The organism is uncultured Campylobacter sp. (genome assembly GCF_938039245.1).
Taxonomy (GTDB): Bacteria; Campylobacterota; Campylobacteria; order Campylobacterales; family Campylobacteraceae; genus Campylobacter_A.
Map to the genome: position 1 here is coordinate 1 of NZ_CALHVN010000014.1, position 21,880 is coordinate 21,880.

The 21,880-nt window shown below is 46.7% G+C and carries 20 protein-coding genes; 13 read left to right on the forward strand and 7 right to left on the reverse strand.

The window, feature by feature from the left end:
• Window positions 1-46 precede the first annotated feature (46 nt).
• A complete protein-coding gene (locus Q0218_RS02670) occupies window positions 47-553 on the reverse strand; it encodes a tetratricopeptide repeat protein (RefSeq protein WP_297965990.1) in 507 nt (168 codons plus the stop codon).
• A gap of 143 nt (window positions 554-696) precedes the next feature.
• Between Q0218_RS02670 and Q0218_RS02675 the strand changes: the two genes are divergently transcribed.
• The 6 genes from Q0218_RS02675 (at window position 697) to Q0218_RS02700 (ending at window position 7,721) form a co-directional block, all read left to right on the forward strand.
• Window positions 697-1,449 (forward strand): DUF4272 domain-containing protein, encoded by a 753-nt coding sequence (locus Q0218_RS02675; protein ID WP_297965991.1) that lies wholly within the window; start codon window positions 697-699, stop codon window positions 1,447-1,449.
• A 626-nt stretch (window positions 1,450-2,075) separates the two neighbouring features.
• On the forward strand, window positions 2,076-3,002 hold the full coding sequence (locus Q0218_RS02680) for a hypothetical protein (protein ID WP_297965993.1): 927 nt from the start codon (window positions 2,076-2,078) through the stop codon (window positions 3,000-3,002).
• A 325-nt stretch (window positions 3,003-3,327) separates the two neighbouring features.
• The gene (ispG, locus tag Q0218_RS02685) at window positions 3,328-4,386 is read left to right on the forward strand and encodes a flavodoxin-dependent (E)-4-hydroxy-3-methylbut-2-enyl-diphosphate synthase (protein WP_297965995.1); all 1,059 of its coding nucleotides are present in this window, start codon (window positions 3,328-3,330) and stop codon (window positions 4,384-4,386) included.
• A gap of 60 nt (window positions 4,387-4,446) precedes the next feature.
• Complete coding sequence (locus Q0218_RS02690; protein ID WP_297965997.1) at window positions 4,447-4,986, forward strand: tetratricopeptide repeat protein; 540 nt, start codon at window positions 4,447-4,449, stop codon at window positions 4,984-4,986.
• Between the two features lie 18 nt (window positions 4,987-5,004).
• Window positions 5,005-6,423, forward strand: a complete 1,419-nt coding sequence (locus tag Q0218_RS02695; protein WP_297965999.1) for a replicative DNA helicase — start codon at window positions 5,005-5,007, stop codon at window positions 6,421-6,423.
• Between the two features lie 23 nt (window positions 6,424-6,446).
• On the forward strand, window positions 6,447-7,721 hold the full coding sequence (locus Q0218_RS02700) for a ComEC/Rec2 family competence protein (protein ID WP_297966000.1): 1,275 nt from the start codon (window positions 6,447-6,449) through the stop codon (window positions 7,719-7,721).
• Here Q0218_RS02700 and Q0218_RS02705 read toward each other — a convergent pair.
• The 4 genes from Q0218_RS02705 to Q0218_RS02715 are packed head-to-tail and all read right to left on the reverse strand — an operon-like array spanning window position 7,718 to window position 11,512.
• The gene (locus tag Q0218_RS02705) at window positions 7,718-8,548 is read right to left on the reverse strand and encodes a YihY family inner membrane protein (RefSeq protein ID WP_297966002.1); all 831 of its coding nucleotides are present in this window, start codon (window positions 8,546-8,548) and stop codon (window positions 7,718-7,720) included. The two genes, Q0218_RS02700 and Q0218_RS02705, sit on opposite strands and share 4 nt — an antisense overlap.
• 38 nt (window positions 8,549-8,586) lie before the next feature.
• Window positions 8,587-9,414: a YihY/virulence factor BrkB family protein gene (locus Q0218_RS11955; protein WP_366517411.1), complete on the reverse strand. Its 828-nt coding sequence runs from the start codon at window positions 9,412-9,414 to the stop codon at window positions 8,587-8,589.
• A complete protein-coding gene (locus Q0218_RS02710; RefSeq protein ID WP_297966004.1) occupies window positions 9,414-10,796 on the reverse strand; it encodes an FAD-linked oxidase C-terminal domain-containing protein in 1,383 nt (460 codons plus the stop codon). Before Q0218_RS02710 ends, Q0218_RS11955 begins: the two co-directional genes overlap by 1 nt.
• Window positions 10,796-11,512 (reverse strand): plasminogen-binding N-terminal domain-containing protein, encoded by a 717-nt coding sequence (locus Q0218_RS02715; RefSeq protein WP_297966006.1) that lies wholly within the window; start codon window positions 11,510-11,512, stop codon window positions 10,796-10,798. The genes Q0218_RS02710 and Q0218_RS02715 overlap by 1 nt, the downstream gene beginning before the upstream one ends.
• Window positions 11,513-11,626: 114 nt before the next feature.
• Here Q0218_RS02715 and Q0218_RS02720 point away from each other — a divergent pair, with 114 nt between their 5' ends.
• The 6 genes from Q0218_RS02720 to Q0218_RS02745 are packed head-to-tail and all read left to right on the forward strand — an operon-like array spanning window position 11,627 to window position 17,383.
• Window positions 11,627-13,432, forward strand: coding sequence for a peptidoglycan DD-metalloendopeptidase family protein (locus tag Q0218_RS02720; RefSeq protein WP_297966008.1), 1,806 nt, complete (start codon window positions 11,627-11,629; stop codon window positions 13,430-13,432).
• Window positions 13,432-14,805 (forward strand): magnesium transporter, encoded by a 1,374-nt coding sequence (mgtE, locus tag Q0218_RS02725; protein ID WP_297966009.1) that lies wholly within the window; start codon window positions 13,432-13,434, stop codon window positions 14,803-14,805. Before Q0218_RS02720 ends, mgtE begins: the two co-directional genes overlap by 1 nt.
• The gene (locus tag Q0218_RS02730) at window positions 14,790-15,395 is read left to right on the forward strand and encodes an NUDIX hydrolase (protein WP_297966011.1); all 606 of its coding nucleotides are present in this window, start codon (window positions 14,790-14,792) and stop codon (window positions 15,393-15,395) included. The genes mgtE and Q0218_RS02730 overlap by 16 nt, the downstream gene beginning before the upstream one ends.
• A gap of 56 nt (window positions 15,396-15,451) precedes the next feature.
• Window positions 15,452-16,078 carry a tetratricopeptide repeat protein gene (locus Q0218_RS02735; protein WP_297966013.1) on the forward strand — a complete coding sequence of 209 codons (627 nt, stop codon included), beginning with the start codon at window positions 15,452-15,454 and terminating at the stop codon, window positions 16,076-16,078.
• A gap of 9 nt (window positions 16,079-16,087) precedes the next feature.
• Window positions 16,088-16,735 (forward strand): tetratricopeptide repeat protein, encoded by a 648-nt coding sequence (locus tag Q0218_RS02740; RefSeq protein WP_297966015.1) that lies wholly within the window; start codon window positions 16,088-16,090, stop codon window positions 16,733-16,735.
• A gap of 9 nt (window positions 16,736-16,744) precedes the next feature.
• Window positions 16,745-17,383, forward strand: coding sequence for a tetratricopeptide repeat protein (locus tag Q0218_RS02745; RefSeq protein WP_297966017.1), 639 nt, complete (start codon window positions 16,745-16,747; stop codon window positions 17,381-17,383).
• Window positions 17,384-17,435: 52 nt separating this feature from the next.
• Here the strand turns inward: Q0218_RS02745 and Q0218_RS02750 are convergent, their stop codons facing one another.
• Together Q0218_RS02750 and Q0218_RS02755 are read right to left on the reverse strand one after the other, a co-directional pair.
• Complete coding sequence (locus Q0218_RS02750) at window positions 17,436-18,239, reverse strand: hypothetical protein (RefSeq protein ID WP_297966019.1); 804 nt, start codon at window positions 18,237-18,239, stop codon at window positions 17,436-17,438.
• 606 nt (window positions 18,240-18,845) lie between these two features.
• Window positions 18,846-21,443 (reverse strand): hypothetical protein, encoded by a 2,598-nt coding sequence (locus Q0218_RS02755; protein ID WP_297966021.1) that lies wholly within the window; start codon window positions 21,441-21,443, stop codon window positions 18,846-18,848.
• A 172-nt stretch (window positions 21,444-21,615) separates the two neighbouring features.
• On the opposite strand from Q0218_RS02755, the gene groES reads away from it, so the two are divergent.
• Window positions 21,616-21,876 carry a co-chaperone GroES gene (gene groES / locus Q0218_RS02760; protein WP_002946739.1) on the forward strand — a complete coding sequence of 87 codons (261 nt, stop codon included), beginning with the start codon at window positions 21,616-21,618 and terminating at the stop codon, window positions 21,874-21,876.
• Window positions 21,877-21,880: the final 4 nt, after the last annotated feature.

A 21,880-nucleotide genomic window follows, 5' to 3' on the forward strand; every position in this document is an offset into this window, starting at 1 on the left:
TAGATCGTGCAAAAGTCGGGGTGGATTTATCCACGCCCAATAAACCTTACTTTGCCTTTTCGCAACCTAGATCAAGCCCTAGCTCGCAGGATTTTTTATAAAATTTAGCCGCTTGTTCGTTTGATTTTTCCGCGCCTTTGCCGCTCTCATAAAGCCCTGCTAGTCCGTAGCAACCGCCGCTACTACCCATTTCGCAGCTTTTGTTAAATAACTCGAATGATTTTTGCTCCGAGCGCTCCACGCCCCTGCCTGCGCCGTAGACGTCGGCTAAATTCGAGCAGCCGTTAGCATCGCTTAACTCGCACGATTTTTCGTAAAATTTAGCCGCCTTAGCGTAATCTTGCGTAGCGCCCATGCCGTAGTCGTAGGCTAATCCCGCACGACGACAAGCATCCGCGTGCGACGCCTCGCAAGCCTTCTCAAAACCGCCGAGCGCGCCCGCAAGATCGCCTTTTGCCTTCGTCGCTTGCGCCGCGGCGTAGATTTCGTCCGCGCTTGCGCCAAACATCGCTCTCGCCGCGCATAGAAGCGAAACTGCTAAAATTTTTCTCATTTTTTATCCTTTAAAATTTGATGGATGCGGATTCTAGCGCAACGTTTTTGAAATTTACGTAAATTTGTCGCCGACAAGTCGCTAAATTTTCCGTTTATACGCTAAAATACCCGCGTAAATTTATGCAAATTTAAAGGAGAAGCGTGGGTATTTTTGACTTTTTTAAAAAAGGAGCTGATAGCGCGCGAAAAAGAAGCGTAAGCGCCGCAAAAATCGGTAAAACCGCGCAGGAGCGCAAGGATATAAGCATCGAAATCTTAAAATCGCAAGGCGCGCCTTTTATAGACCACTTGCCGCTACGATACGAGACGGGCGAGGTCGCGCCGCGCGAAAAAGACGAGGTTATCGCCCGCGCGATCTGCTCGTTTGCCGCGATAATGTGCGCTTGCACGATCAGAGATAACGGCGAGCTAACGGACGAAGACAGGCAGGGCGCGAAGGATTTTTTAGATAATCGCTTCGGGTGCATAAACAAGCTAACGCGCATGGAGCGCCGCGTCATAGAAGGCGAAGCGAGCTACGACGAGGCCGTAAATATGGGCTGGAAATACGAGTCGCTGTGGGCGCTGCTTTGGGCGATGGGGCTAGTAAAAGAGCTAGATTTCCCAAAGGATATCTGCGATTGCAATTTCGTAATGAAGACCTTTGGCGGCGACTTTTCGGAGCGCGTAAAAATGCGCGGTACGGATGAAATCTTGCAAGCGCTCGATCTCATCTACCGCTATCACTGGGCGTGCATCAATGCCCGAGTAAACGGCAGCAAGAGCGCAGGCCTTGATGAAGAGGTCGTGATGGAGAGGCGCGGAGGGCTAGAGTGGCTGTGTTGCAAGGGCGCGGAGAATGATAATCCGAGCGATGAGTATAATGCGTGGGATTATCCGGACTTGAATACTTGACTTTTTGACTTTTGTGCGTTGTCTCACGAGCGTCTTTAAATGGGTTTCTGCTTCACTTGCGTTTCGCAGCTGCAAGCAGAGGAAATTTTAAGTCTGCGATAGGCTATATGCCTTATCTCGACTTAAAATTTCTGCACGACATTTAAATCCATCTCGCGACACTGCCGCTCCTGCATTCTTTAACTCAAATTTTAAACTAGCCTACGCTTAAAAATCTTCTGCTAGCAGCTACGAGCGTAGCGGAGTAGAAATTTTACCTCGTCTCCTCGTAGCGAAGTTTAGCTTCACTGCGTTCGCTACTGCAAGCAGAGCGTTACGAGCGTAAGGCGCAAAGCAAAGCGAAAAATACCGCGCCTTATTTTTTGCGCGCCGTCTCTTGCACGCTTTTTATAGAAACTTCGGCTACGCCGCCGCTTCGCTAGTTTTGCAAAGTAGACCCCAAAAATCACCGCAAGATACTGCCGCGCGCATCTTTTTTGCTCAAATTTAAATTTTAGCATCGTCCCGCATCGCTATACCGCCGCTTGCGTTTTGCGTTTAAATTTTGCGCCTTATCCATTTGAGATTAAATTTAAAATACGAATTTATTTGGCTATACTTTGCTTAAATTTTTACAAAGGACGCAAATGAACGAGTTTTTCCCTTGCCGGGCGGTGGAGCATAGCGACGGCTCGTATGCCGCGGTAACGTCTGATTTTCACTACTTTGATGCGTATTTTAAAAACGGCTGCGGCGGATACGATTTGCAAAGTTTAGCCAAAAGCCTAGCCAAAAAGCACGACATAAAAGGCCTAAAATACGACTGCGAGGCGGGTATGTTTTGCGTTTATTCAAAGGATTTGGACGCGCTAAAATCCCTGTGCGAGAGGCTGCGGGAGATTAGCGGCCAGCAGAGCGACTACGCGCCCGCAAATCCGCAAAAGCCCAAAATAAAACCCAAAATGCTAGACGAGCTACTGCTAAAAGGCTTTGTTTTAAGGCTTGACGAGGATACGCAAAAGCGGTTTTTAGACGGCGTGCCGTTAGAGCTTTCGCCGCTGTTTGAGAACTACGCGGCCGCGCTTGCGGGAGATGATGAAAAGGCGCAGTTTGAGGCGCTGCGCCGCATAAACTTGCAGGCGTTCTCGCAAAATAAAAGGCGAGATTGCGTTAGCACGCTAGGTCATCCCGCGTTTTTACGAATATTATTTGATTTTATCGACAAAAATCCTAGCGACAAGCCGCATTTAGAGGCTCTTTGCGCGCTTGAGGCCATATGCATGAGACACCTGCCCGATCTGCGAGCGGCGAAATATTTTATAGCAGCGCTTGCGCATAAAAAGGCCGATTTTAGGCAGGTCGGCATTTGCGGACTAGGCACGCTTTACGAGTATGATTTAAAGCTTATAGAGCAGCTAACCAAGGATAAATCCGCTAAGGTCGCAAACGCTGCGGCAAGAACGCTAAAATTCGGGTTTAAAAAAAAGGATTCAAGCGAGCATTATATATTTCCCGTTTGGATGTTTAGCGGCAAGCTGGTTAGGCGCTGCGAGAGGGAAATTTTCGGGCGTTAGCGCGCTCTTTGCTTTGTTATTAAATTTACTCAGCTGATAACGCCTATCTTAAATTTAAGTCGCCCAGCCTGGCTTCATGCGTCACCGATTGCGTTTTGGCGCCTAAATTTATCTTTGTCGTTTAAATTCGGTTTTAAATTTAAGCTTGACGGCCGTAGGTTTTATCGCTAGCGTCTTGTTCGCGCTAAATTTGACGTTTAGCTTATGCATCCAAAAATCCATTTTCGTTTTTGTTCTTTTTAGCTAAATTTAAACTCCGCGCAGAGTTTTGAGCCTATTTAAAGAGAAAATTTTTTATAATTGGCTAAAAAATTAAAGGCTAAATTTGCAAAGATACCCCACGAAACAGATCAAAATCAGGGACGTAAAAATAGGCGGAGACGCGCCCATATCGGTGCAGTCGATGACGTTTAGCAAGACCAAAGACGTAAAAGGCACGTTAGAGCAGATACAGCGGCTTTATTTTGCCGGCTGCGATATCGTGCGCTGCGCGGTGTTTGACAAAGAGGACACCGCCGCGCTGCGCGAGGTAGTAAAGGCTAGCCCGCTGCCCGTCGTCGCCGACATCCACTTTAACCACAACTACGCCGTGATAGTTAGCGAGTTCGTCGACGCTATCCGCATAAATCCGGGCAACATCGGCTCGAAAAAAAACATCAAAGCCGTCGTGGACGCGTGCAAGCAGCGAAATCTGCCTATCCGTATCGGCGTAAACTCAGGCTCGCTAGAAAAGCAGTTTGAGGACAAATACGGTCGCACGGTCGAAGCGATGGTGCAAAGCGCGCTTTATAATATAAATTTGCTCGAGGATTTTGACTTTACCGATATCAAAATCTCGCTAAAATCAAGCGACGTCGAGCGCACGATGGCCGCTTACCGCGCGCTTAGGCCGCTTGTGGCGTATCCGTTTCACCTAGGCGTTACGGAGGCCGGCACTAGCTTTCACGCGACGATAAAGTCCGCGATCGCGCTAGGCGGACTGCTACTGGAGGGCATCGGCGACACGATGCGAGTTAGCATCACGGGCGAGCTAGAAGAAGAGATCAAAGTCGCAAAAGCGATCCTAAAGGATAGCGGCCGCCAAAAAGAGGGGCTAAATATCATCTCGTGCCCGACCTGCGGGCGTTTGCAGGCCGATCTGATGGCTGCGGTAAAGCTCGTCGAGGAGAAAACCAAGCACATCAAAGAGCCGCTAAACGTCTCGGTGATGGGCTGCGTCGTAAACGCGATCGGCGAGGCCAAGGGTGCTGACGTAGCCATAGCCTTTGGCAAGGGAAACGGGATGATAATGCGCAAAGGCGAGGTTGTCGCGAGGCTGCCCGAGAGCGAGCTGGTCGATAGATTTTTACTCGAGATCGACGATGAAATAAAATCAAGAGAGTAAATTTGAAAGCTTTTTAACCGACGCGGATCAAAATATCAATAAAAATTTAAAGGATTAATGATGAGAAAATTTATTTTTGTGATGATGGCTTTGGCAGGTTTATTAAATTTTGCCTTTGCCTTTGAATTATCGGCGCAAGAAGAGCTTGAATATGGATTGGAGGCATCTTATTATCAAGACTTGGCAGGAGCGGCAAAGCACTTTGAGAGCGCTTGCAATAAAGGAAGTATCAATGGGTGCTCTTTCCTTGGTATCAGTTATTACAACGGCGAGGGCGTGAGGCAAGACTACAAAAAAGCGATAGAGATTTGGCAAATGACATGCGATAAAAAAGACGCTGTCGGCTGCGCTCAGCTTGGTCATGCATACAATAGCGGCAAAGCCGTGAAACAAGACTACAAAAAGGCGATGGAGCTTTATCAAAAGGCCTGCGATCTAGGGGGCGCTGACGCTTGCTACGATGTCGCTTCTTTATATCTTGAGGCAAAAGGCGTGGAGCAAAATTTCAAAACAGCCAAAGAGTATTTTGGCAAAGCATGCGATCTGGGCGATCAGTTTGGCTGCGACGACTACAAAAAGCTAAATGAAGCCGGATATTAAAATTTAAACGGAGCGAAAGTGGCAAAAAATAAATTTAACGACGTGGATTTTCACAACCTTTACGACCTGGATATGGAGCGCGCGATCCTCGCATCCATCATCTATAGCGCGGATAATCTAAGCGAGATTTTCGATATCCTAAGCCCGTTTGACTTTTACCTGCGCGCTCACGGCGACATTTACGACGCGATGGTAAAGTGCCTGAATGAAAATTTGCCCGTCGAAACGGGATTTTTAAAAACCAAGCTGGGGAGCAAATTTGACGAGAACGTGATGAGCGAGATCATCGGCACGAACTCGATCCTGGACGTCAAAAAGTACGCCAACGAAATCAAAGAAAAATCTATCAAGCGAAGCTTGGTAAAAATCGCGCACCAAATACCTAGCAAAGTGAGCGAGGATAAGCCTAGCCGCGATATGGTGGACGAGCTTAGTCAGAGTTTTTATTCGCTAGTGGACGGGCAGAGCGCGGGCGCCATCAAAGACGCTGCTGTCATCATCGCAGACGTCATCACGCACCTAGAAAAGCAAAAACTGCTCGAGGATAAGGACATCGTGGGCATCGACACGGGCTTTCGCCAGCTAAACGAGATGACGAAGGGCTTTAAGCACGGCGACCTCATCATCATCGCGGCACGCCCCGGCATGGGAAAAACGACGATCTGCTTAAATTTGATGAACCACGTACTGATGCGCGGCGGCGGAGTCGTGTTTTTCTCGCTTGAGATGCCCGCCGAGCAGATCATGCTGCGTATGCTAAGCGCCAAAACTTCGATCCCGCTACAAAACATCATGACTGCTAAAATGGACGACGAGGAGTGGTCGCGCCTAAGCGATGCGTGCGACGATATGGCTAGCCGTAAGCTTTTCGTCTACGACAGCGGCTACGTAAACATCCACCAGATCCGCACGCAGATGCGCAAGCTCAAGTCCGCTCACCCGGAGATCACGCTGTGCGTCATCGACTACATTGGCCTTATGATGGCGACGTCAAATTTCTCCGATCGCCACCTACAGATCGCCGAAATCTCGCGCGGACTAAAGCTACTTGCGCGCGAGCTAGACATGCCTATTATCGCGCTTAGTCAGCTAAACCGAAGCCTAGAGTCCCGCGCCAACAAGCGCCCGATGTTAAGCGACCTGCGCGAATCAGGCGCCATCGAGCAGGATGCGGACATGATACTTTTCGTATACCGCGACGAGGTTTACCGCGAGCAGGAGGAGAAGGAAGCCGAGAAAAAGGCGCACGCCGAGGGCAAGGAGTACGTACGTAAATTCGTCCCCAACAAGATTGAAGAGGACGCCGAAATCATCGTGGGCAAGAACCGAAACGGCCCGGTCGGCACGGTCGAAGTAATATTTCAGAAGGAATTTACGCGCTTTGTAGATAAGAGTTTTGGCGCCGCGCACGTGGCGGAGTTTAACCCAAACGCCTAAAATGCGCCCTTTAAGCTCAAATTTTGCAAAAGCCGCAACGTAAATCTATCTTTGAAAACGCGCGCGAGGTTTGTGTATTTTGTCTTGCGTGCGCGCTCGTTTTTGCGCTAAATTTGGGCTTTAGCTACTATAAATTTCGCGAATTTAAAGCCCAAAACGGCGTTATCCTGCAAGCTAAAATTTTACAAAACTACGAAAAAACGAACGCAAAAGGTAAAATTTACCGCGTTTTAAAGCTTAAAACGCAGGATTTTAGTTTCTACACGACGACGCTGGCGGACTTTGACGCGCAGGCAAACGAGCAAATTTTAATCGGCGCCGAAAATAAAAACGTCAAATTTAAAGAGTATCTAAGCGGCTCGTTTTTTATGCCAAGCTACGGCGCAGCCGAGCTTCGATACGCCACGAACGAGGAGCGAATTTACGATAAAATTTTTGAGTTTATCGCCGAGCAGCACGAAAGCGAAAAAATGACCGAGCTTTTTACCGCGCTGTTTCTGGCTGCACCCATTGGCAAGGAGCTGCGGCAAGACGTAAATTTCTACGGCGTTGCGCACCTGATCGCGATTTCCGGTTATCATTTGGGACTGATTTTTGGTTTTTTGTATTTTGTCATGCGCCCGATTTACCGCTATTTTCAGGCGCGATACTTTCCGTATCGAAACGCCAAATTTGACCTCTCGGCCGCGATCTTTGCGGTTTTGTTTTGCTATCTTGCGCTGATTGGCTTCGTGCCGTCCTTTTTGCGAGCGTTTTTGATGAGCTTGCTGGCTCTGTTTTTGCTCGCTAGAAACGTGCGCGTCGTTAGCTTTGAGCTGCTTTTTACGGTGATTTGCGCCGCCGTGGCGCTGATGCCGAGTCTGCTCTTTAGTGTCGGATTTTATTTTTCGTGCATGGGCGTGTTTTATATTTATCTGTATTTGCGGCACTTTGGCGGGCGATTTTCAAATTTGACGCACGCTATCTTGCTAAATTTTTGGGTATTTTCGGCGATGATTTTGCCCGTGGTTTACTTTTTCCCGCTCGTTAGCGCCCAGCAGCTAGCCGTCTTGCCGCTCACGCCGCTTTTTAGCTTGTTTTATCCTATTAGCGCGCTTTTGCACGCATTTGGCGCAGGCGGCGCGCTTGACGAATACCTGCTAGAATTTCTCTCGTGGCGCGCAAAGGGGGTAAATTTGAGCGTGCCGTTGTGGCTGTTTTTGCTCTATAACGCGCTAAGTTTAGCGAGCGTCAAAAGCAAAATTTTAGCCGCCGTTATCGTGCCGCTAAATTTACTCTGCTTTGCCGCGCTTTTTTAAGATTCTTTGTCGCTCTCGCCCGCTTTTTCCAGATACGCGCACAGCTTCACGCCGTAAAGAAAGATGATCCACGACACGTAAATCCACACGAAAAATAGCAGCACCACCGAAAACGAACCGTAGATGCTGAGGTAGGTTTTGTTATTTGCGGCGTAAAAGACGAAGATATTTTTGCCCAGATACCAGATGAGCGAGGCGACGAACGAGCTAAAAAGCGCGTTTTTTAGGGCGATTTGGCGGTTTATCGAGATGAGATAGGTCACGCAAAATATCGCCCAGATGATGAGGTACGGGAATATGCTGAGAAAATTTATCCACTTCGTGTAGGCGCTGGAGTTTAGCATATCTTGAAATAAATTTGAGAGATAAAAACTAAGCCCAAGCCCCAAGGGAGCTAGCGTTATGAGCGTCCAATAAGCACTCAGCGAGTTCCAAAATTTGCGGCTTTGCGTATGCATGATGCGGTTGATGACGTATTCGTAATCGGCAAAAAACATGATCGAAGTAAAGATGATGGCGCCAAGTCCGAGGATGCCGAGGCTCGAGCTGTTTTGCAAAAAGGTCTCGATGTAGTTTGAGATCGCGTCTTGGTTTGAGGGTAGTAGCTGGGCAAATATAAATTCCTTGATCTTTGCGTAGTAGACGCTAAAGCTTGGCATCTGCGTAAAGAGCGAGAGCGAGATGAGCAGCACGGGGATGATGGAGAGCATCGTGTGAAAGCTCAGGCTTGAAGCGTAGTGCAGTAGCTGCTTGTCCTTGATCTTTAGCATCGCCGTGAGCCAAATTTTAAGCGTTTGTTTTATCTTTTCAAATTTTTGCGGGGTCATTTTGGGATCCTTTAATTATTTTTTGCTGATAAGAGTTTTTACGTAGGAACTTCATCTTGCGAGTGCTTATTTTCCAAAAATACGCAAAATTTAAACCCATATAAAAACACTACCCAAGATACGTAAATCCACAAAAAAAAGAAAAGCAAGACTGCAAACGAGCCATAAATACTTCTGTATGTTTCATTTAAAATAGCATAATAAAGCAATACGTATTTACTTGCAAACCACGCTATCGTAGCAATCAGCGAGCTTGGTGCGGTGTTTTTAAATTTGATTTTTTTGTTGGCCGATACAATGTAAAATAGACAAAACATCGCCCAAATACACATAAACGAGAGAAAATTTAGTAATTTTATATCTACAGCCATAGAATGGAGTATTTTGTCTACTAAATACGACAAACAAATACTAAAACCAAAGCAAATGGGCGTAAGCGCCACTAATGCCCAATAAATTGATAGAGAGTATATAAAATTACATTTTTTCTCGGCTTTTGCAATGCGGTTTACGGCGTGTTCATAGTCGGCAAAAAAAGTAATCGACGCAAAAATAACGGCTACGGTACAAATAGTATTTAACTCAAAGCTGTTTTGTAAAAAAATTTCCAAATGCTGCGTCGTTAGTTTGTGCTTTATAGGTAAAAAAGTGGAAAATAGAAAATTTTTTAGAGCCTCAAAATATTTGCTTTGATTAAAAATAGGAAGCCTTGCGGCAATACCTAGCGATAGTAAAAACGCTGGAATCATAAATAAAATCGTATAAAAACTAAGCCCCGATGCATAGCGTAGAATACTTTTATCTTGGGAATGAAGAGCTAAATTTAAAGCTTTTTTGCAAGCTATCTTAAATTTGCCCTCATTCATCAAAGCCCCATCTTAAACGGATTTAGGATATTGTTCGGATCAAACGCCTTTTTGATACTTCTAAAAAGCTCCATCTCAGCAGGCGTAAAGGCAAGCGGCATAAACTCAGCCTTGCTGATACCGATGCCGTGCTCGCCGCTAAGCGTGCCGCCAAGCTCCACCGCGATCTTAAAAATTTCCTCGATCGCCTTGTGTCCGCTCTCTACCTGTGCCGGGTCAGCTTTGTCCACCACCATGACGTTAGTGTGTACGTTGCCGTCGCCCGTATGGCCGAAGCACGGCACCTGTACGCCGTATTTTTTAGCGACGCCGCCGATGCGTTTGAGCAACTCTGGTAGCTTTGAGCGCGGCACCGTGATGTCCTCGTTTAGCTTTAAATTCCCGTAGATATTTATCGCCTGCGAGCAGTTGCGGCGGGCAAACCAGATGTCGTTTCGCTCGCTCTCGTCCTTGGCGCGTCTAAATTCGCTAGCGCCGTTTTCTCTAAACACTCGCTCTATCGTGGCTAGATCCTGCTCTAAGCCGCCCAAAACATCGCCGTCAACGTCGGTTATGAGCAAGGCGCCCGCATCTTGCGGTAGGCCTTTGTTAAATTTAGTCTCGACCGCGCGTATGCAAAGCGCGTCTAAAAACTCCATCGCTACCGGCGTTACGCCTGCTGCCATCGTCTTATAAACGGCGTTCATCGCGGCGTTTACGCTAGGGAAAATTCCCATCGCCGTTTTTCTAAATTTAGGCTTTGCGATGAGTTTTAGCGTGATCTCGGTTATTACCGCTAGCGTGCCCTCGCTAGCGATTAAAATGCCAGCGATATTGTATCCTGCGACGTCTTTTATCGTGCGTTTGCCCGCGCGGATCACTTCGCCGTTAGGTAGCACGGCTCGTAGCGCCATGACGTAGTCTTTGGTGATGCCGTATTTTGCCGCGCGCATGCCGCCCGCGTTTTCGCTGACGTTGCCGCCTAGCGTCGAGTAGTCCTGGCTGGCGGGATCTGGCGGGTAGAAAAGGCCTAGCTTCTCGGCTTCGCGCTGCAAATTTATATTTATGCATCCGGGCTGTACGACTGCGACCATGTTTTGCATGTCGATTTCTAGGATTTTGTTCATGTGCTTTTCAAATGCAAGCACCACGCCGCCCTCGTGCGCTAGCGCCCCGCCCGTAAAGCCGCTGCCTGCACCCCTAGGCACGATTTTGACTCCGTTTTCGTTGCAGTATTTTAAAATCTCGCTAACGTCGCGCTCGTCTCTAGGGAAAAGCACGCCGTCGGGCAGATGGCGCTTTTTCGTCGCGTCGTAGCAGTAGGCGATCCTGTGCGCGTCGTCGAAGTAAGCGTTATCCGCGCCTAGTAAATTTACGAAAAATTTAGCGTGTTTATCAAGCATCATTTCTCTTTCAAAAGAGCTTTGTAGTGGCGGTCAAAGTCGCTGATCTGCTCCGAGCCCCATTTCCAAAATACCGTATCGATGTCCTTGACGCGAGTATAAAAAGGCAGCTGGTAGTATTTGACCGCGCCGCTTTGGAAGCGTTTTAGCGGCTCGAAACTCTGGCAGTCGGCAAAAAGCGCTTCGTTATTCATAGCGATGAAAATAAGCCCCGCAGCGCTTTGGTTGCACATTTTACGAAAATCGTCGCGGCTAGGGTTTGGCTTATACTCGTAGCTTAGGTACGAACCCACGATGTCCGGATGGATGAAAGTAACGTCTTTAAACGCATTCGTTACTTCGGCGTAAATTTCTTTGTTCGGCACGACGATGAGCGAGCGGTCGTAGAGGTAGTTTAGTATTAGTTCGTCGCCGCTTTTAGGTAAAATCCCGGGCAGAGGCAGGGCCTTTTGCGCTAGCGCGTCAAATACCTCAAATCTGACCTTGGCAAAGCCGCCGCTTTTTTGCGTGACTACGGCGCGAGCGATGATTGAGCTTTGAGAGCCTTCAAATTTATGCATCACGACGCCGCTACTGCCTACGACGATATCTGAGCCGTCTATGATCGTGCCTACGCCCTCATCCACGCTTATTAGCGGGGTTTTATACTCCCTCATCGAAAACTCGGCTGCAAAGCCAAGGCAAGCCGCCGCTAAAAATAAAAGAAATTTTTTCAAAACCTATCTCCTAAAAATGTAGAATTTTGCCGCTCATTATAGCTTAAAGCGCCTTAGTTTTGCAAAATGTAAGTAATTTTCGAGTAAAATATGGCTTTTAAATCAAGGGAATTTATGAGGAAATTTTCATTAGCTTTACTGCTGACGGTAAATTTATTCGCCGTAGAGCCTGCGCAACCTACCGTCCAGGAGCTTAGCTGGCCTAACGGAGATACGTTTTTAACGTTTTTAGAGAAAAACTCCATCCCGCTTTCTCTTTATTATGATATGGATTCGGACGATAAGGAGTTTGTAAGCGAGATAAAAGCGGGCGTCTCGTATCAAATTTTAAGAGACGAAAAAGGCGGGATAAGCCAGGTGCTAATCCCCGTAAACGAGGAACTCCAAGCGCAAATTTATAAAGATAACGACGGAAAATATAATTTTCAGCTTTCCTCGATCTCGTATCAGACGCATAGGCGCGTGCTTAGTATGCCTATTACGGTTTCGCCGTCGCAAGATATCCAAGACGCTACGGGCAGCGCGGCTTTGGCGCACGGATTTTATCTGGCGATGAAGAGCGAAGTGCCGGAAAGCGAGTTTAAAAAGCTAAAAAAAGGCGACAGGCTCGCGATGGAATACACGCAAAAAACTAGGCTCGGACGAACGTTTGGCGTACCGGAAATACACTGGGCGTCGATACAAATCGGCGATAAAAAATACGTCACGTATAAATTCGAAAATAAATACTACGACAAAAGCGGTAAGAAAAACGATAAATTTTTGCTGACCAGACCGATAGCAAACGCCCGCATCACTTCGCCTTTTACGCCAAAGCGCTATCATCCGATACTAAAGCGTTACAAAGCGCATCTAGGCGTGGATTACGGCGCTCCTAAAGGCACTCCGATAAAAGCGGCCGGCGACGGAACGGTTAAATTCGTCGGAACCAAAAGCGGCTACGGCAAGGTCGTCATCGTCGGGCACGTCGGCGGCTACGAGACGCTGTATGCGCATTCTAGCGGCTTTGCTAAGGGTATACAAAGCGGAGTAAAAGTAAAGCAGGGGCAGCTCATCGCTTACGTAGGCAGTACCGGCATGAGTACGGGCTCGCATCTACACTTTGGCGTCTATAAAAACGGCAATGCGATAAATCCAGAAAACGAGATAAAAGTGGCTAAAAATATCTTTGCCCAGACGGAAAACGCTAAATTTCAAAAATACATAAAGCAGTTTGAAACAAAGATCAAAGATGCCGCTACTAATGACGAAATCCCGGAAAAAGAGGAAAAATTCGGCGCCGTATCGGAGCTGGGCGAGGTTAAATTTACGCCAAAAGCCGACGAAAACCTAACGGCGACAGACGAAAAATCGGTAAGCGTTGATAAGGATGCGAATCTAACCGCAAAAGCCGAAGCTAACGAGACGAAGCCGGACGAAAATTTAACAAATGAGTTAAAAATCGGCGTAGAAGAAAATAACGCGACGAAAGCGGAGCTAAATTTGACTGCAAAAACCGATGTAAATTTAACAAGCGAAGTTAAATCCCAAGATGAAAAGGATGTAAATTTAACCAAAACTGGCCCGACCGATACGAATTTGACGGTAAAATCCGAGCAAAATTTAACCGTCAAAGCGGACGTAAACGCAAGCCAAGCCGTAAATTTAGCAGCGACTAAAGCGGCGAAAACAGAGTCTAGCTCGGCTGCCCAAAAAGAAAAAAATAAAAAGACGGACTCTAAAAAATCCGGCAAAAACGCAAAAGATAAAGAAAAATCAAAATCAAACGACAAGAAAAAAGAGAAGTCAAAAAGCGAGTCCAAAAAGAAAAGGGACGTAAACGCCAGCAAAGATAAGTCCAAAAAACAAAAACAGACTGCCGATAAAAAGGCCAAATCAAAAGATAAAGCCGCCGAGTCAAGCGACAAAAAGAGTAAATGATGGAAGAAAACGAGCAATTAAACGAAGCCAAAGAGCTACTTGACTCGCATTTAAACGAGACGATCGACGAGGAGCTAAGCGCGGCTGATCTAGCCCATCACCTAAAAACGCTAAAAAAGCACGACGAGGAGCTTTTTACAGAGTATTTAGAAAAGCTAGATCCCGAGATGCTGGGCGACGTAGCCATCGAGATGCCCGATCACATGCTAAAAGACGTGATCGAGCAACTACCCGCAGAAAAGATCGTAGAAGCGCTAGAAGAGCTAGAAAGCGACGACGCGACCGATTTGCTTCAATACATCGAAGACATCGACGAAAACAAGGCCAGAGAGCTTTTTAACGAGCTAGATAGAGAAAATCAAAACGAAATTTTAAGGCTAAGAAGCTACGAAGAAGATAGAGCCGGCGCGCACATGCAAACCGAGCTTTTTTCCGCGCATTTAGAAGAAAAGCTGGGAAACGCCGTAGCTAGGCTTAGGCGCGAAAAGCAAGAGGGTAAGCTAGAAAACGTCTCGCAGCTTTTTATCGTCGATAAAGAGGGCGTTTTGGAGTATGCCATCCCGCTTGAAGATCTGATACTTTTTGATTTTTCAAAGACTTTAAAGCAAAATATAGAGGAAGCGCAAGCCGATCGCTACAAACCCCACGTCGCAAACGATATGGACCTCATGCAAGACGTAGCCGTCATGGTGCAAGACTACGACCTAAACGTCATCGCAGTAACCAGCAGCACGGGCATATTACTAGGCCGAATAACCGCCGACGATATCCACGACTACATCCAAGAAAGCGCCACGGAGCAAATTTATAATCTTGCTGGCGTCGATGACGAGGCCGAGGAGGAGGATACTAGCCTAGTAAAGGCTACCCGAGCGCGCGCCGTTTGGCTGCTGGTAAATTTATTTACCGCGCTTATTAGCTCCAGCATCATCGGGCTTTTTGACGATACGATCGCTAGCTACGTGGCTCTTGCCGTGCTGATGCCTATCGTGGCGTCCATGGGCGGAAACACCGGCACGCAGGCGCTCACCGTAACCGTGCGCCGACTGACCTTGGGAGAAATCGAGTTTAAAAACGCCGCAGTCGCTCTAAAACGCGAGGTAGGCATCGCGCTCATAAACGGGCTAACCTTTGCTTGCTTGATGGGCGTCATCGCTTCGATTTGGTTTAGTCGCCCGATGTTAGGCGTGGTTATCGGCGCTTCGATGCTTATAAATTTATTTTTTGCCGGATTTTTCGGTACTTTGATACCGCTAAGCTTAAAGAAATTTAACATCGATCCAGCCGTCGGCTCTGCCGTGCTGCTTACCACCGTTACCGATACGGTCGGATTTTTTAGCTTTTTAGGACTGGCAAAATGGATACTGCTGTAAAAAATATCAAGATAGAAAATTTAACCTCTCCGCGCTACGTAAAGCCGTATCAAATTTCGTTTGATCTGTGCGGAAGGCCCGTCAGATGGGAGTGTGTAAAGGCTCACGATAGTGTCTCGGCTCTACTTTATCACGAGGATAAAGACGCGTTTTTGCTGGTTAAGCAGTTTCGCCCCGCCGTTTGGTTTAATATCCAAAGCGCAAAAACGGGGCCGCTAAATTTAACGCAAGAGGGCGAGGAAGGCTATACCTACGAGCTTTGCGCGGGGCTAATGGATAAAGGTAAAAGCGAGGAGCAGACCGTCATCGAGGAGATCGCCGAGGAGACGGGCTTTGCGGCTAGCAAGGTAGAGCGCATAACCTCCACGCGCGGCGCGCTAGGTTTTGGCGGAGCGAGGCAGACGATGTTTTTTGCCGCGATAAACGACGATATGAAAATCGGCGAGGGCGGCGGCATAGACGGCGAAAATATCGAGCTAGCCTACGTGCCGGTTAAAGATGCGCGCAAATTTATGTTTGACGAGAGTAAAAGCAAGGCAGCGGGACTGCTTTTTGCATTTATGTGGTTTTTTGATAAATTTAACCGCTAGAGCGTCAAATTTATCCGGCTGGGTTTGCTTGGGATAATTAAATTTAAGGAGAATAAATGCTAAGAAAAATCGCTTTAACCGTATTTTTAGCGGTGTGGGCTTTTGGGCTGGGCTCATTTGAGGAGGCTGCGGCCGAGCTAGCGCAAAACGAGTATGATAAGGCTTTAGAGTTGTTTGAGAAGTCCTGCGAGGAGAAAAACGCCGCGGGCTGCTATGCTGCAGGCTTTATAAACGACAATAACTTTGCCAAAGGTTCAAATACTACCAAAAGCTTTGCGCAGTTTTCTAAAGCCTGCGAAATGGGCGATATGGACGGATGCAAATCCCTAGGCGATATCTATGAAAACGGCCGCGGCGGTCAAGAGATAGACGATAAAAAGTCTATGCAGCTTTATCAAAAAGCCTGCAGCGGCGGAGTAGGCGCGGCTTGTTGGAAATTAGCCGGCTATTACGACGAGGGCAGAGGCGTAGAGCGAAATTTAGCAGAGGCGTTTAAATTTTATCAGGCGGCTTGCGGCTATGAGGATGCCGACGGCTGCTTCGCGCAAGCCGATATGTACGAAAAAGGCGACGGCGTAAAAAAAGACGTCGCAAAAGCATACGAACTTTACGGTTTAGCCTGCGATTACGGCTCTATGAGTGCTTGCGCCGAGTTTAGACGACTCTATAAAGACAAAAAATAAGGATCCGCGATGTTTAAGAAAATTTATCTGGCTCTACTTTTAGTCGCTCTAGCGTCGGCGCAGACGGACTTTGAGATTGCTACGAAAAAATACCTACAGGATGTAAATAGCAAAAAAGCTGCATCGCTTTACGAAAAATCGTGCAAGAGCGATAAAAACGCCGTAAGCTGCTATATGGCGGCATCTATAAAATCGCTTGCGATTTACGATCAAGATAGCGCAGATGTGCAGCCGGAGATACTTTCGCAGGCTCTTGCGCTATATAAAAACGCCTGCGAGCTAGGCTATGCGCGAGGCTGCGAGGCGGCCGGCGACCTTTACGACGCGCCGACTTTGCAAGATGAAACAGGCGCAGATGAAACAGGCGGCGAAAATTCGGCTGAATTTTACGAAAAAGCCTGCGAGACAAAAAACGCTGAAGCTTGCTTAAGGATAGCTAAAAAGTACGACGATGTCGCTAAATTTACCGATGCGCTAAAATATTATAAACTTGCTTGCGAGGCCGGAGAGGGTGAGGGCTGCTATAATGCGGCAGATGTCTACGAATCAGGGGACGCAACGCCTAAAAACGATGCTCAAGCGGCTAAATTTTACGACCTAGCTTGCCAAAACGGCTTTAATCGAGGTTGCGTCAAATTTAAAAAACTTAGCAAATAGGAGGGCGGATTGAAAAAGATTGTTTTAACGGCGATTTTAGTCGCAGTGGCTTTTGGCGGGGATTTTGAGGAGGCTGCCAAAGCGCATATAAAAGCATACGATACCCAGCGCAGTATGGATTTGTTTGAAAAGTCGTGCAGTAGCGAGAAAAACGGCGCAGGCTGCTATTTAGCGGCGTTTTTGGGCGAACAAAACGGCAAATTTAGCGACGAGGACGGCAGCAAAAAAGCGTTTGCCCTATATGAAAAAGCTTGCGGGCTCGGCGATATGGACGGATGCGCGGCCGTAGCGGGGGCTTACGACGGTAACTCGTTATGGGGCGTAGTCGAGTCGGATTACGAAAAGGCGGCGGGACTTTACGAAAAAGCCTGCGAGGGCGGAGTCGGCGAGGCGTGCGTGAGAGCGGCCGCGCACGGTAACGGCGAATACGGCGGCACAAAAGATCCGCAAAAAGCCCGCAAATACTACAGGCTAGCTTGCGACTACAAAGACGCGCAGGGTTGTTACGCTCTAGCCCGCGGACATGAAAAGGCGGATCAAGGCGCAAAAGACGATAAAAAGGCGATGGAGCTTTACGGCCTTTCTTGCGACTATGGATACGATATGGGCTGCGCGAAATTTAGGGAACTTGTTAAAAAGACGAAGTAAGATTTCGCGCCTCGCTAGATTTCTGGCTGCTGGGCGAGGTGCAGATTTAAATTTATGGAAAAATACTTTGTGTAAGTTTGTTTTTTCTTTTGCTAAATACTATTAACTCTGTTTTTGCCTTGCTTATGTTTATACCTTTATTTAACAAAAAGTATCGTTTGATTTCTAGATATTCTTGCGTTACGGTTATAAAAATATTTATTATCGTGCCGTCTTTAAAATATATTGCCAAGCGGTCATACAGTAATCTATTAAAGCATATGCTGCCCTGCAATGCGCAAATAATGCTCTTTGGCAAAAAGAAAATCGCGATAAACAATATAGCTATGATTATAAAATCATTAAACATAAACATCGTCATTGCGAGGGTAACGACGAATATACAAATATAAAATAACTCTTTTGAAATCGGAAAATACGGCGGCAAAGAGTTTCTTATATCGGCATTTTTTGAAATATCGGTAATTTGATCCAAATTTATCCTAACAATCCTTACATTATCCACCTCTATGGATATGGAATTTTGATTAAATATTATAAAACGCTTGCTAAAAGGGCTATCTTGCTCAATAACCCTAATAAACGGTATGACTATAAGAAATATAGCGATGAAGGGGAAATCATCCGTTTCTAGCGGTTTTTTTAGATCAAATGCGCTTAGTATCCCAAGCTGGGCTGCGACTAGAACAAAAATCAACAAACCAAACTGGATAACGATTATCAAAGCGCTATGATCTTTAATAATCAACGGCTCTTTGTCGTAATCTCTTGCAAATTTGCCCGAGCCTGAATTTATCAAATTTGAGTCTTGAAAGTCGCTGTTTAAATTTGAAGTTTGTTCGTTTGTCGTATTCAAATTTTACTCCTTTAAATCGCTATCGCTTTGGTTTTTGGTCGGCGGTTTTTAAAACGCCGAAAATATCAATCCGAAATATATGCTGTTTTAAAAACTGCCCGAGATTTTGAGCTAAATTCGTCGCCGTCTCATCCGCTCGCTCAAATTTGTTTTCAAAGTAAGCAAGCTTAAATTTAGCGTAAAATTTGATATTAGCGATTTAAATTGCCAAGGCTAACAAACCTCAAATCGTATGTCAAGCTTGCTAAATTTAATACGTCAAATTTAGCCGAGCGGTTTAAATTTGACGTCAAATTCGGTAGCCTCAAGCCGTCTTAAAATTTGGCGCCGAGCCGATAAGGCTTTAAAATTTAAAGCTCAAATTTCAGCATCAAACCGTACCGCCGAATTTAGCCGCAAAGGCTCAAATTTGCCGCCAAACCCTGCAATCAAATTTGATCCTGAAAAAGCTCAAATTTAGCGCCGGGCAAAGCGGTCAAATTTAGCCCAGCAGCCCAAATTTGACGCGCCGAGCAAACGGGCTCCAGCTTAAATTTGCCGCACTTACCGAACTTATTTTGCTCAAATTCGGCGCTAAATTTACCGCCGTGCTTAGCTCAAATTTACCTAAAACAGCCCCTTGAGAAGCCCTTTTATCGCATCTTTTTTGGCGTCTTTTTTCGCATCGCCCGTGGTGCCGTTTTCGTCGTCTTTGCCGAATTTCTTATCCAAAAATCTATCGAGCTCCTTAACCGCCTTGCCCTTTAGGTAGTCCGAGCCGATCGTGTATTTCGGGTTGTCGCTGGTGCCCGTGACGGTGATGTCGATGTCGGTTTTTTCGTAGTTCATCTTTATCGGTACGTTTACGGCTTTGGTTGCCATGTCGTATTTGCCGCTAGCTACCGAAACGTGGCTTCTAGTCGCGTTCATATCGGCGTTAAAGTCGATTAGGTTTTTGTTTATCGTACCTTTTATTTTGCTGTTTTTGTAGATTTCGCTTGTTATGTCGCGCCCCGTGAAGGTCCTTACCTGCTCGGTAAAATCGGTCTTTGCAAGCTTGCCGTCATTTACGGCGACGTCAAATTTACCTTTTTGCGAGACGAGATTATAGTCCATCGTCATATCGCCGGTGCCGTCGTATACGTGCGAGAGGCCCAAAAAGTCGGTGAGGCCTTTGACGGTGAAGCTTTTTAAATTTGCGTTTAGGATGTCGTCTTTTAAGACCGCTTTAAGATCGCCGTTAAAGAGTCGCGAATTTACGTTCGCACTTAGCTTTTCGCCCGTTTTAGTCGCGTCGCCGATAACTAGCAAAGGCCCATAAAGCGGCCTCCCGACCAAAAACTCGATCTCTTTTAGCTCTCTTATGCTAAGCTCAAAGTCCGCCTTTGCCGAGCCGCTTTCAAGCTCGTAGTCGCCTTTTAGATTTTTTAGCGCGATTAGGTTTTTGTTTGCGTTTGAGACGAGGTTTGCTACCGCGTCAAATTTAGCCTTGCCGCCGTTTATAGCGACATCCGCGTTAGCGTCGAATTTCGTGCCGCTTGGGAAGCGTTTATCTAGCTCTTTTGCTACGACGGCGCTGTTTACGATACCGTTTTTGACGTTAAATTTAGCCGTACCGCTGAGATTTTTCGGATCCAGCCCGCTTAGGTTTATGGATCCGTCGATCACTGCGTCGGCGTAGTTTGGCAGCGCAGCCAGCGTAAATGCGTCTTTGAGCGAAAGCGCGCTTAAATTTGCCGTTAGTTTTTCGTTTTTGAGGATCGCATCTATCTTGCCGCCTAGAGCGTTTGCGTTTAGATCTAGCTCGCTAAGCGCGCCCTTTGCGAGTTTTGCCGCACCTTTGACGTCCACTTTGCCCGATAGTTTTTTGCCGATTAGCTCTTCAAATTTGCCCAGATCATCGATACCTGCGTCAAATTTGACGTCCGCATTTTTGTCATCCAGTCCGTAAACGCCGCTTAGACTCTTTAGTTTTAAAAGTTCGGAGTTTAGCGAGGCGTCAAATTTGGCTTTCGAGCTTGCCACGTCGGCGTTTGCGTTTAGTTCAAAGGCTAAAGGTTTGCTCAAATTTATCTCCCTTGCGACCTGTTTTAGCTCAGCCGGATTTAGCCGCGCGTTTTTGGTAGCAAGCTTAACAGAACCGGAGATATTTTGCGTGTTGTGCACGTCGTTTAGCACCGCTTCGCCGCTGATCGTTCCGCCGACAAATGCCGGGAAAGCGGCGATTTTAACTAGTTCGTCAAGCTTTAGCGAGCTGATTTTGGCTATTAGTTTGCCGCCGTTTAGCACCGCATCGACGTTACCGCCAAATCCCTCGATCTTGACGTCGAAGTTTTTTAGCTCGCCGGCGGTGGCTATGACGTTGCCGTTTGCTTTAAACGCTCCGCTAAGTTTTTGCCCCACGACGGGCTCAAATTTAGCCAGATCGTCCACGATGAGCTTGACGTCGCTGCTTAGGGTGTTTGAGTTTGGATCGTAGATCGTCTTGTCGCTGCCGATCGTCGCTAGCGGCGTGATCACCGCGCTTTTGGCGTTTACGATACCGTCTTTTACGTCTGCTACGACTTTGCCGTTTGCGGCGAAATTTGACGGTAGAGTGACGTTAAAATCCTTTGCGATGAGCGCGTTATCGGTTTTGACGTCCAAGATATCGATATTTGCGGTGCCGTTTGGCTTGCCGCCGCTTTCTAAGATATTTGCGACGGCGGAGATTTTACCGTGCGCGTAGATAGGCTGGCCGGCTAGCGCTAGAGCTTTTTCGACCTGTAAATTTTTAGCGTCGAGCTTTAAAGAAAGCGGCTTGTAGTCCTTTAAGTTTGCGTCGAAACTAACGTTTGAGCCTAGCATTTGGCCTACTCCGCTAGCGGTGAAATCGCTAAATTTGCCCTTTGCGATGCCTGAGATTTTCATAGCTTCGCTTAGCTTGACGCCCAGGCTTTTTAGGTCGCTAACGGCGACGTCGTATTTTAGATCGAGGTTTTGCGAGAAAATCGAAAGCCCGCCGTTTACGTTCGCCGCGATCTCGCCGTTTACGTTAGCTACGATATCTACGCTCGTCGGACGGATCTGAAATTTGTCAAATTTGACATCAAATCCGCTTTTTTCTTTAATTATATTTTCAGCGTAGGATTTAACAAAACCGTTGCCAAAATCCGTAAAGGCCGCGACGTAAGCCGCGATAAGCAAAGCAAAAACCAGTCCGAGCAGGGCGCCTAAAATTTTCATCGTCTATCCTTTAGATTTAGTTTAATTTTATTATGAAACTTGAGCCGGTTATACTAAGACTTGTTAAGAATTTTAGCTAAATTATTGACAAATTCTAAAAATTTGACTATAATTTCATCACTCAAAACAAAAGAGTGCTAAAAAAGTAAAATCAAACCATAAAGGATGAATCATGAATTTTCAACCGTTAGGCAAACGAGTCTTAGTCGAGCGTCTTGAGGACGTCAAAACGACCGCTTCGGGCATCATTATACCCGATAATGCAAAAGAAAAACCTTTAAGCGGCAAGGTTTTGGCGGTATCAAGCGAGGTAGAAGGCGTGAGCGTGGGCGATAGCGTAGTTTTCGCAAAATACGGCGGCACCGAGGTCGTGCTTGATGGTAAAACATATTTGGTTCTAAAAATCGAAGATGTTTTAGGCGTTTTAAAATAATCTA

Excerpts from the sequence above, each read along its gene's own strand:
- Q0218_RS02755 (WP_297966021.1), bottom strand. The coding sequence starts at position 21,443 with ATGAAAATTTTAGGCGCCCTGCTCGGACTGGTTTTTGCTTTGCTTATC.
- groES (WP_002946739.1), top strand. The coding sequence starts at position 21,616 with ATGAATTTTCAACCGTTAGGCAAACGAGTCTTAGTCGAGCGTCTTGAG.
- Q0218_RS02730 (WP_297966011.1), top strand. The coding sequence starts at position 14,790 with ATGGATACTGCTGTAAAAAATATCAAGATAGAAAATTTAACCTCTCCG.
- Q0218_RS11955 (WP_366517411.1), bottom strand. The coding sequence starts at position 9,414 with ATGAATGAGGGCAAATTTAAGATAGCTTGCAAAAAAGCTTTAAATTTA.
- Q0218_RS02670 (WP_297965990.1), bottom strand. The coding sequence starts at position 553 with ATGAGAAAAATTTTAGCAGTTTCGCTTCTATGCGCGGCGAGAGCGATG.
- mgtE (WP_297966009.1), top strand. The coding sequence starts at position 13,432 with ATGGAAGAAAACGAGCAATTAAACGAAGCCAAAGAGCTACTTGACTCG.
- Q0218_RS02690 (WP_297965997.1), top strand. The coding sequence starts at position 4,447 with ATGAGAAAATTTATTTTTGTGATGATGGCTTTGGCAGGTTTATTAAAT.
- Q0218_RS02720 (WP_297966008.1), top strand. The coding sequence starts at position 11,627 with ATGAGGAAATTTTCATTAGCTTTACTGCTGACGGTAAATTTATTCGCC.
- Q0218_RS02680 (WP_297965993.1), top strand. The coding sequence starts at position 2,076 with ATGAACGAGTTTTTCCCTTGCCGGGCGGTGGAGCATAGCGACGGCTCG.
- Q0218_RS02705 (WP_297966002.1), bottom strand. The coding sequence starts at position 8,548 with ATGACCCCGCAAAAATTTGAAAAGATAAAACAAACGCTTAAAATTTGG.
- Q0218_RS02735 (WP_297966013.1), top strand. The coding sequence starts at position 15,452 with ATGCTAAGAAAAATCGCTTTAACCGTATTTTTAGCGGTGTGGGCTTTT.
- Q0218_RS02710 (WP_297966004.1), bottom strand. The coding sequence starts at position 10,796 with ATGCTTGATAAACACGCTAAATTTTTCGTAAATTTACTAGGCGCGGAT.
- Q0218_RS02740 (WP_297966015.1), top strand. The coding sequence starts at position 16,088 with ATGTTTAAGAAAATTTATCTGGCTCTACTTTTAGTCGCTCTAGCGTCG.